This window comes from Sphingomonas sp. ATCC 31555 (assembly GCF_000282895.1).
Taxonomy (GTDB): Bacteria; Pseudomonadota; Alphaproteobacteria; order Sphingomonadales; family Sphingomonadaceae; genus Sphingomonas.
The window spans coordinates 1-10,390 of record NZ_ALBQ01000026.1; the positions used below are offsets into that span (position 1 = coordinate 1).

Annotated in this window: 6 protein-coding genes; 4 read left to right on the forward strand and 2 right to left on the reverse strand. The window is 61.7% G+C overall.

What is annotated here, in order from left to right:
• Nucleotides 1-228: 228 nt before the first annotated feature.
• Complete coding sequence (locus B215_RS0112710; RefSeq protein ID WP_026009217.1) at nt 229-2,664, forward strand: TonB-dependent receptor; 2,436 nt, start codon at nt 229-231, stop codon at nt 2,662-2,664.
• Nucleotides 2,665-2,723: 59 nt separating this feature from the next.
• Here the strand turns inward: B215_RS0112710 and B215_RS0112715 are convergent, their stop codons facing one another.
• Both B215_RS0112715 and B215_RS0112720 read right to left on the reverse strand, forming a co-directional pair.
• Complete coding sequence (locus tag B215_RS0112715; RefSeq protein ID WP_019370029.1) at nt 2,724-3,977, reverse strand: DUF2264 domain-containing protein; 1,254 nt, start codon at nt 3,975-3,977, stop codon at nt 2,724-2,726.
• Between the two features lie 20 nt (nt 3,978-3,997).
• Nucleotides 3,998-4,927 (reverse strand): DUF4861 family protein, encoded by a 930-nt coding sequence (locus tag B215_RS0112720; RefSeq protein ID WP_019370030.1) that lies wholly within the window; start codon nt 4,925-4,927, stop codon nt 3,998-4,000.
• A gap of 101 nt (nt 4,928-5,028) precedes the next feature.
• On the opposite strand from B215_RS0112720, the gene B215_RS0112725 reads away from it, so the two are divergent.
• The 3 genes from B215_RS0112725 to B215_RS0112735 all read left to right on the forward strand — a co-directional run bounded on the left by B215_RS0112725 (nt 5,029) and on the right by B215_RS0112735 (nt 10,268).
• Nucleotides 5,029-5,844 carry a FadR/GntR family transcriptional regulator gene (locus B215_RS0112725; RefSeq protein ID WP_237718461.1) on the forward strand — a complete coding sequence of 272 codons (816 nt, stop codon included), beginning with the start codon at nt 5,029-5,031 and terminating at the stop codon, nt 5,842-5,844.
• 234 nt (nt 5,845-6,078) lie between these two features.
• Entirely contained in the window at nt 6,079-8,988 is a 2,910-nt protein-coding gene (locus B215_RS0112730) for a TonB-dependent receptor (protein WP_019370032.1), read from the forward strand.
• A gap of 128 nt (nt 8,989-9,116) precedes the next feature.
• Nucleotides 9,117-10,268: a glycoside hydrolase family 88/105 protein gene (locus tag B215_RS0112735; protein WP_019370033.1), complete on the forward strand. Its 1,152-nt coding sequence runs from the start codon at nt 9,117-9,119 to the stop codon at nt 10,266-10,268.
• Nucleotides 10,269-10,390 lie beyond the last annotated feature (122 nt).

The window sequence follows — 10,390 nt, forward strand, 5'->3', positions numbered from 1 at the left end:
TTGGGAATCCCTCACCGATTCAGTGCGGTCAAAATCCGCTCTAGTACAATTGAAAATCGCGCCGTTCTCCTGCCGAGGAGTGCGGCGTTTACTGTTTGTCCCCTTTTGGGTATGCTGCAATGCGGTACGTCAAACGCCCCATGGCGGTTCGCCCGGTTTACCCAAAGTCTGCGATTCCAGAGACGCCCGACAAGGCGGCCAGGGATATGACAAGAAAAGGGGGCTAGGGTGGCACGATCCATTTCACGCGCGGCACTATTGGGAGCAACTGTTCTCGCCAGCATCGGCGCCGGCGGCGCGGCGGCGCAGACCGACCCAGCGGCGGCAACCGCGATCCAGGACGAGCAGGCGGGGGGCAGCGCGAACGAGATCGTCGTCACCGGCAGCCGCCGCAGCGTGACGTTGCAGGATGCTCCGATCAACATCAGTGCCGTTTCAGAGGAAACGATCAGCCGTCTGCGCATTGATGACGTGCGCGGCCTAGCCGCTTTTACGCCGGGCCTCACCATCGTCGATACTGGACCGGCGAGCACCGGTAACATCATCCTGCGCGGTATAGAATCCGGCGACACCAGCGCCTCCGGCGCAAACGGCAACGATGCCGTCGGCGTCTATCTCGGCGAAGTGCCGCTCTATCTCGACTTCAAGCTGATTGATATCGCCCGCGTCGAAACGTTGCTAGGGCCGCAGGGTACGCTCTATGGTCTCGGTACGCTGGCGGGTGCAGTGCGCTACATCCCCAATCGCCCGGACAGCACCCGCTTTTCGGTAGACCTGCATGGTCGCGGCTATGTCCAGTCGTACAGCAGCGATTTTGGCCGCATCGGGGACGTGACGGTCAATGTTCCGATCGTCAGCGATCACATCGCCCTTCGATCGGTGGTCGGCTATTACGACAATCCCGGCTTCATCGATTACAACTACATCCTGCAGCGGCCCGGCGTCTCCAACCCGCAGCCGGTGCGCGGCACCACGGCTGCCCAAGCTTCGCTCGGTACCAAACAGGACTATGCCAACAACTTCAAGCGGCAGGACGACGTCAACTTTGAGCAGACCTTCACTACACGCAACACGCTGCTCCTGGAATATAATCCCAACATCAAAGCCTATCTTACCTATGCGCATCAGGAAACTGAGAGCGGCGGTCGGCAGGCGAATGGGGCCGGTGTGTTGGGCACAGGGAGGTATGAGGGGCCGTGGCGCTATCTTGAGCCGTTTAACCGCAACGCGGATCTGTTCTCGGCCGAACTGAACATCAACCTGTTCAACGTAGCGCAGCTTGTCAGTACTACTGCCTATACGGAGCAGAAAATCGTCAACGTCGACGACAACACCGATCTGCTGCTCGATCTCGATTATGGCTATGAAGCCTTTCCGACCTTCTCGTCCTTCGCGAACAACCATCGCAAATACGAGCAGTTCAACCAGGAAGTCCGGCTCGTCTCGTCGCACGGCGGCCCGGTCAACTGGGTGATCGGCGGCTTCTACAACCGGCTGAAATATGCCGCCGATCGCCAGGAATACACCCCCGGCTTCGCGGCCTTCGCCGGTGTGAACCGGCCCGACGATCTGGAATACATCTCCTTCGTCAACACCCGCACCGTCGAAAAGGCGGTTTATGGCGAAGCGACGCTGCACATCACGCCCGCATGGCAGGTCACCGGCGGCCTGCGCTACTTCCGCTACGACGCCTTCGCAACGGGCGGCACCGATACGCCGCTGTTCGGCGGCGGCCTGACGCGCACGCCCTATCCGCTGATCCAGTTTGCACCCAGCCGGGTGCGATCGGGCAATACCGGCGACGACGGGTTCGTTTGGAAGGCCAATAGCTCGTATCGGTTCAGCCCGGATCTGCTCGCCTACGCCACCTACAGCACCGGCTATCGGATCGGCGGCGTGAACCGAGTGGCGCCTTGCGTCGTGCCGCTTCCGCCCGGCCAGAATGTCTGCGCTCTGCCGAACGAGCTGGTCTATGGGCCGGACAAGACAGACAATATGGAAATCGGTCTGCGTGCTTCGGTGTTCGACAAGCGACTGCAGTTCACGCTCGATGCGTTCCGGGTGAAGTGGAGCCAGGTGCAGGTGCCCAGCCAGACGGTCAATGGCGCGGTAGGCATCACCACCAACGCCGGTGCCGCAGTATCGCAGGGCGTCGAATTCTCCGGATCGTTCAAGATCGTGCCGGATCTGGTTCTGCAGGCGACCTATTCCTACACCGACGCCCATCTAACCGAGGATTTCCCCGATCTGGTGGTCAGCCAGGGCGTCCGTTACGACGCACTGGCGGGCGATCGTCTGCCCGGATCGACGCGGCATTCGGGAAGCGCGCAACTGACCTATACCAAGCCGGTGAGCGACGATGCGCGGATCGAAGCCAACTGGACCGCCACCTATACCGGCGACATTTACTCCCGGGTCGGCTTGCGTGGCTTTGGCGAGAAAATTCCCGATTATATGACGCATCGCGCATCGATTACCTATCGTGCGCCCAGCTTCGATATCGGCATCTTTGCCGACAATATCTTCAACAAATATGCCTATACTGCGGTCAGCAACGATCTGAGTTCGTTCAACCAGACGCGAACCGGCGTGGTAGAGCGCTATTATGCGCGATCTGTGCTCACGCCCCGCCGCGTAGGTATCGACTTCCGCTTCCACTACTGACGGGATGTCGCCGGGTCGCCGCGACAGCATCGCTGCGCGGCACCCGGCGCGTCTCACGGTTAATAGTCGACATAATAATCCTTCGGGAAGTAACTCCCCGAAAAAGCTTTTTTTGAGGTCCAGTCGAGCGGCGGATCGATCCAATAACCATCATCCGCTGGCAAACCGAGCGCCAACAGGCTCTCGGACGCGATATACATGCTACCGGCATTGGAATAGGCATCACCCAGCGTCGGCTGCGCGCGGGCGAAGCCGATCGTGAGATAGCCGTTCGAATCGAAGTTACTGGGGTGGGCGAAGATCGCTCGCTGCGCCGCCAACGTAGACGCGCGGACCTGTCCCGCAGGCAGGGACGGCGGCAGTCGATTGCGCCAGGCGAGCAGGCCTAGCGGCTGGAAAACCGCTGTCCGATAGGTAAGCGAGCGCCCGATCGGCGCGTAGCTCCCGTCCGGACCGATCAAACGCTCCAAGTGCTCGCCATAACGCTGCATTCGCCGCCAAGCCTGCGCGCGCAGATCCTCCGCCGGTGTGTTGGCAAGCCGCACGCCTGCCGCGGCCACGACGTCCAGCACCTGCACCAGCATCGGGTGAATTACATAGGATCCGTAATGGTCGAAATGGAAGCGGGGCCCATCGGCATACCAGCCGTCGCCGACATACCATTCGTTGATCTTGCGCACTGCCAGATCGACGCGCATCGGATCCCAGGCCTCACCGATCGAAAGCAGGAACGCCTCGTTTATGGCCGCGAACAGCAGCCAGTTCGTGTACGGCGGCGACACGCGGCGCAGACCCTTGATCTCCTCGACGATGCGGCCCTTAGTAGCGCTGTCGAGCGGTTCCCAAAGCTGCTTGGGCGCACGCAGCAGCGCTTGGGTGAAGAAGGCGGAATCGACCAGCGATTGCCCTTCGCTCCGCCACAGCAGATAGTCGGGGCTGTTCGGATCGACCGAATGGGCAAGGCTGGCCAGCGTCTGACGGCGCAAGTCTCTGCGCAGCATGCCTTCGGCGGTATTTTCGTCCGGCAGCGATAGCCAAGGTGCGATGCCCGAGATCAGTCGCCCGAATGCCTCCAGATAAGCGACCTTCGTATTGCGCCCGTCCCAACTGGGACTGAGCGCGGGCCGGAACGTCACCTGCAGTGTACCCCGTGACATCGGGCCGAGGATCGGCGCAGCCATTTTCGTCAACAGATCGAGCATGTAGCGGCGGTCCGCCGCACCTGAAGGTTCGGCTGCGCGGGCGCTGCCCGATGCAAGCGCGGCAGCCGTGCCGGCGCCAGCTGCTGCGGTAAGGAATTGGCGGCGTTCCATGCAATTTTCCAGGTGTCAGTTCAGCTGGGCACAGTGAAGTTAAGATTTTGGGAGGCAGCGTAGCGATCCCAGGCCTCGCGCGTGCGGAAGCCGCCTTCCCCGAGGCTCCAGGCCGAACCCGAATAATAAACGAAGGGCTGGCCCGGCTGGACCTTCACCAGGACGAGATAATTGTCGGCATCCTGTTTGATGTCGACGATGTTCACGGGATCGACGCGGATTGCCACCGCCATGCGGCCATGGTCCGCACTGTCGGGACCCCACCAGGAAAGCAGCCCGCGCGCGCGATCCACGGTCAGTTCGCCGCCATCGCCCGTCGTGCGTTTGCCGATGCCGATGCCCACGATAAGCGCACCCGGCCGATCCGAGTGGAGCGTTGAAACCATGCGCGTGAAATGCGTGCCAAGCGGAAGCGTGAAGCGGCGCTTCTCCCAAACCTTGCGGGCTATATCAATTGGCCAAGGATCATATGCCACGGTGAAATCGGCGATGTCCGGCCCATTTTTGATAATGCTATGGCTGCGATAGTTGCGCGACGTCCAGAGCTTGTTGTCGTGCCAGATACCCAGGCCACCAGCGCCCCGACTCGTGCCGACATGGTAGAAGTCCAGACCCTCGCCATGGTACCCGTGCTGATCGCCCGCGCGCAGCTGTCGGTCCATGTAGGGCCAGCGCACATTCTTGCCCCAACTATCGACGCCGGAGCTGGAGGGCGGCTCCGATGCTTCGAGTGCGCGGGAATAGATGCGGTGCGCCGTCTTGTCGTTTTCCCAAAGGAGATCGCCGTAGCGATAGTCGGCGACCGTCACCGCAACCCGCGGCGTCCGGTCGGGCGGAGGGGGGAGGGCGTTTACCACCGGCGGCAGGCGCTCGGGAGCCGGTTGCTCCTGCGCAAGGACCGGCCCGGCGAGAGCAAGGCTCAGGCCTGCAAGCAGCGCGCGTACGCTCATCTCATTCTCCCCCAAGCACAGGATCTCGCGAGGTGTGCGCAAGTGATCGCATAACTGTTCCTCCCCTGTCCTTGCATCCGCATCGACTAGCGAATGTGCCGGTGCTAGAGCAAACCTACGCATCGGAGATTGGTATGACAAGTGATGAAGAGGCTGTTGCTGTCGAAGCCTTGGCCGGCGCGGGAGAGACTGCACGCACGGGATCTCTGACCGACGAACTGTTCGCCAAGCTGGAAGCGCAGATCCGATCGGGCGAACTGCCATCCGGTGCCCGGTTGCCGTCACAAAAGGAAATTGCGCTGGCGGAGCGGGTCAGCCGCACGGTGGTCCGGGAGGCGGTGGCACGATTGACCGCTCATGGGCTTACCGTGTCCCGCCAGGGGGCGGGGGTGTTCGTCGCGGAAACCGCTGAATACCGCGCTTTCCAGATAACGCGGGATGAGGTTCAAGAACTCGCCGACGTCATAAAATTGCTTGAAATGCGAATGGCGGTGGAAACCGAAATGGCAGGCTTGGCGGCGGCGCGGCGCACGACCGCTGATATTGGCGCGATACAGGACGCGCTGGCTGAAATGGTCGCGGTCGCCAACGATCCGGCTGCGGCGGCAACCGCGGATGCGGCGTTCCACCTAGCGATCGCGCGTGCCACCCAGAACGAATATTACGCCCGCTTCGTGGAGTTCCTCGGCCTGCGTCTCGTTCCGTCGCGCACCCTCTATCTTGGCGACAAGCCCCGTGAGGCGCATCAATCCTATGCCGATAAGGTACTTAGCGAGCATCAGGCGATCGTCGATGCGATCATCCGCATGGACTCGGCGCGCGCGCGCGAGGCGGCTCGCCAACACATGCACGAAAGCCTGACGCGCCACTCCACGTTGAGCGCGAGCTTGCGCACGCGCGCATACGGCGCCGTTTGATCGACAAGCCGTCAGGCTATCATATAATCTCCCATTCTTCTGCAGCGCTGGCCAACGTGCCGGGGCGCGGTGCCCCACGATAACAAGCTCGTGTGGGTAAAAGCTGCGGTTGACCTTCGTAAGCGAAGTTATCATACAAGATGTGCACGCACGGCTAGATCGTGAACGTGAAGGGAGAGAAGGATGGGGAGACGAAATCTCGCGTCGGCGGTTTCTGCTGGCGCGCTTGCGTGCATGCTGGCCGCAGGGCCCTCCCATGCGCAGGAAGAAGCCCGTGCGGCCAATCCTGCACAGCCAGCGGCCGCGCAGGACGAAGCACAGGAAGTGTCGGCGGCGGAAGAAATCGTCGTCACCGGCTTCCGCAGCAGTCTGGCTCAGGCGGTTCAACTGAAGCGAAACGAGATCGCCTTTCGCGACTCGATCGTGGCCGAAGACATCGGCAAGTTCCCCGAAGCGAATGTCGCCGACTCGATGCAGCGCATTCCAGGCGTGATCCTATCGCGCGATGGTGGCTCCGGCACGAATGAAGGCCAGCGCGTGGAAATTCGTGGCCTGGGTGCCGACTTCGTCGTGACGACGCTGAACGGCGCGCCGGTTCGCACCACTTCGGCGGGCAGCGTCGGCAGCTCTAGCCGCGCCTTCAACTATGACGTGTTTCCGTCCGAACTGTTCGGCCGCGTGGACGTATACAAATCACCGCTCGCGCACCTGGAAGAGGGCGGCATCGGCGGCAATGTCGATCTGCAGACGCCGCGACCCTTTGACAGCGCAGGCCGGGTGATCCGCTATACGGCTCAATATAACTACAACTCCCAGTCCAAGGAATGGCGGCCCCGCGGCTCGCTAGTGCTCAGCGATACCTGGGGCAATTTCGGTGCGCTGTTCGGCGTTGCCTATGCCAAGACAGTGAACGAGCGTTCCGGCTTCCAGTCGACCGGAGGCTATAATTCCTCCGCGCTTGGGCGTCGGCCCTATTATTCGACGGCGGCAAATCCGGTGCCGCCAAACACGAGCGGCCCGTTCCAGTTCGAGCTAAATCTCAACAGCCCGTTGGCAAATTTCGGCAACCTCACCCGCAGCCAGGTTGAGAATGCCCTCCTTCCGCGATTCTACCGCGTGTATACGTCGAACACCGAACGCGAGCGCTTGGGTTTCGTCGGCTCACTCCAGTACAAGAGCAGCCGGTTTGAGGCGAGCTTCGACGGCATCTATTCGAAATTGACCGACCAGATGGACGAGTTCACCTTCGGCGTGCCGGTTCGCAGCACGCGAACGGCGCCGGGCACCACCGATCTGCCGGGCCGGGGCAGCAATTCCGGAATCATCCCGCTCGACGTTAAGATCGATCAGTACAACAACTTATACGGGCGGTTCGGCAACACCAGCCTGCTGACCGAAAGCTTCTTCCGCGACTTCGAAACCGAATTCAAATACGGCGTAGCGCGGGGCGTATACACCATCAGCGATTCTCTTATCGTCTCGGCGCAGGCAGCGATCAGCGAGAGCGATGCCTGGCAGTCCGGCAATCGCATTGTCTCCAATATCTATGGCGTAGAGACGACCTACGATCCGACCGTCGACGTCACCTATCCCACTATCAGCTCGCCGGTCGATTTCACCGATACAAGGCTATATCGCGATCCCTCGCTCGGCTTCGGCTTGCAGCGCGAGATCGACGAAGTGAAAAGCGTTCGCGGCGCCATCGACTGGACGGTGGCGGATAGCGGCGACAGCAGCATCGCATTCAAGCTGGGTGGAAGCTACGTCTCCAGCACCAAGGAACGTACCTCACAGGACGGCTCGGCGCTCGGCCGGGCGAGGGCGCTGCCCAACGGCGGCACCTTTGCATCCAACCCTACGGGCGTGTTCCAGAACATGGATCCGTTTCTTCAATACGGCACGCTCGCGAACGGGGGCAATTCCGGCTATCCTTCCAACTTCGCCACCTTCTCGCGCGCATTCGTCATGGATACGCTGGCAGCGAATGTCTCCAACCGCGCTGCCCCGCGCCAGCTGAACGCAACCTATCAGGCTGAAGAAACGGTAAAGTCCGCCTTTTTCGAAACGAGCTTCAAGCTGCCCATCGCCGGGCACGAATTGCGCGGCAATGCCGGCATCCGATATTCGGACACCCGCACGGACATCGACAACTATACCAATGCCGGCGGCACCTTCAGTCCCACCAACCGCAAGGGCGGATACGAGAACTTCCTGCCTTCGGTCAGTCTGGCGTTCGATTTGACCTCGAAACTCGTGTTGCGCGGCGCGATGGGCCAGACGCTGACGCGCGCGGCACTGAACGACATCGCCGGCAGCATCGTAGTGCCAAATGCCTTCAATGCGGCAGTCACCGTGGGTAATCCGAATTTGCGTCCGCAGATCGCCACGACCTATGACGCGGCACTCGAATGGTATTTCGCGCCGGGCGGGCTGCTGAGCGTCGGCGTGTTCAAGAAGGACATCGTCGATCGGCCGACCGCTGTCATAGAAGACATTCCCTTCGCGCAGGCTGGTCTAGACGCCAGCTTCTTCAGCTGCGCGGCTTTTGGCGGGCCGACCACGCCGTGCACGCTGGACCAGATCAACGCGCTTACAAACGGCAATCCGTTGATACGCCGCACGATCGTGCAGAATGCCGAGAGCCTGGAGCTGAAGGGCGTCGAGGTGGCCTATCAGCAGAACTTCACCTTCCTGCCTGAGCCGTTCGACGGATTGGGCCTGACGAGCAGCTTCACGGTGATCGATCAGAACCAGAAGGGCCTGGACTTCAATTTCGTCCTGACCAACGGCGACGTCATCCAGCTTCAGACGGTCCCCGACTACACCTACAGCATCACCGGCTTCTACGAGAAAGGGCCGTTCTCGCTCCGCGGATCCTACAATTACCGTGCGAAAACCGGCGGCGGACAGCGCAACAGCGGCAACAACGAAATCAACTATTTCGCACCGCAGGGCTATCTGGATGCCACCGTGTCGTACAAAATCAACGATCTTGTCGAGCTGCGCGTTGATGCCTTGAACATCACCAACGAGAATGCGTTCAACTATTTCGAGAACCCGCAACAACCCAACAATCGCGTGCACCGCGACAATTCTTTCTTCAACGGCACAACGATCGCTTTTGGCGTCCGCGGCCGGTTCTGAACGGTAGGGCGCGCTTCGGCACCGCCCAGCGCGCCTTTGCCCAAGCGTCGGCGTTCCTGCCGCTTGGGATATCGTCGCGGCCGATCAGGAGGCTGCGGCTGGATAGGCATGATCTGGAGACCGACGACATGAAGTATCTCGCCCTGGCATCGATCTTCCTTGCCGCTGCGCCTGGCGCCGTGCAGGCCCAGCGGCCGGCGGCAACGCGGCCGGCGTCCAGCGCGATCGAGGCAGCGGTGCGTCTCGCCGACTGGCAGCTCGGGCAGATGCAGGGCAACACCGTTTCGCGAATGACCGGCGAGACCCGCAATCCCCGTGCATGGGAGCAGGCCGCCTTCTGGATAGGCATGACGGCGCTCGCCGATGCCGGTGGGCCGCCGCGCATCCGCAAAGCCATTCTGGACATGGGGACGGCCAATCGCTGGCTCCCCGGCGACAACCCCTATTTTGCAGACGATCATGCCATTACCCAGGCGTACCTGTGGGCTGCGCGCAACGGCGCCGGCGAGGCTGCACGAATACCCGCACGGCGCACCTTCGATCGCGTAGTCAACCAGCCCGCTATCGCCTCGCTGGCATTCTACGTTCCTCCGGAAGGCTATGGCGCGGCGGAATGCCTGAAGCGCTGGTGCTGGTGCGATGCGCTGTTCATGGCGCCCGCCGCACTGGCGGAATTGTCGCTGCAAACTGGGGACCCCCGATACCGCGACTTCGCGATGGATGAATTCTGGGCGACGACCGACTTCCTCTACGATCCGGCCCAGCGGCTTTTCTATCGCGACAGTCGCTTCTTCGAGCGCCGCGACGCCGAGGGGCGAAAGGAGTTCTGGAGCCGCGGTAATGGATGGGTGTTCGCTGGCATGGCTCGTATCCTTCCGCTGCTCCCCAGGCACAATGCCGATCGGGTGCGGATGGAAGCGCTGTTCCAGCAGATGGCGAGCCGGCTCAAGGAACTGCAAAAGCCCGACGGGTATTGGTCGCCGTCGCTGCTCGCCCCGGAAGGATCGCCGCGGGAATCTAGCGGCACCGGCTTCTACACCTACGGCCTAGCCTGGGGGATCAACAACGGCCTGCTGCCGCGTGCCGAATATGAACCTGCCGTGCGCCGCGGGTGGGCGGCCTTGCAGCGCGCCCTCCAGCGCGACGGGCGGCTTGGCTATGTGCAGCAGGTGAGTGACCGGCCCGAGAAGGTCGAAGCGGGCGACACGCAATATTACGGCGTTGGTGCCTTCTTGCTCGCTGCCACCCAGATAGCGGCTCTCGACGAGAGCGTACGCTGAACACGGGCCAAGCGTGTTTGAAACCATTCAATTTGCAGATGATGACAGGCGCCACCAACCGTGCGCTGCGGATCGGCACCTAGAGCGGATTTCGACCGCACTGAATCGGTGAGGGATTCCCA

Bases quoted from the DNA above. Each gene is read 5' to 3' on its own strand.
- B215_RS0112715 (WP_019370029.1), bottom strand. From the start codon at position 3,977: ATGGAACGCCGCCAATTCCTTACCGCAGCAGCTGGCGCCGGCACGGCT.
- B215_RS0112720 (WP_019370030.1), bottom strand. From the start codon at position 4,927: ATGAGCGTACGCGCGCTGCTTGCAGGCCTGAGCCTTGCTCTCGCCGGG.
- B215_RS0112730 (WP_019370032.1), top strand. From the start codon at position 6,079: ATGCTGGCCGCAGGGCCCTCCCATGCGCAGGAAGAAGCCCGTGCGGCC.
- B215_RS0112735 (WP_019370033.1), top strand. From the start codon at position 9,117: ATGAAGTATCTCGCCCTGGCATCGATCTTCCTTGCCGCTGCGCCTGGC.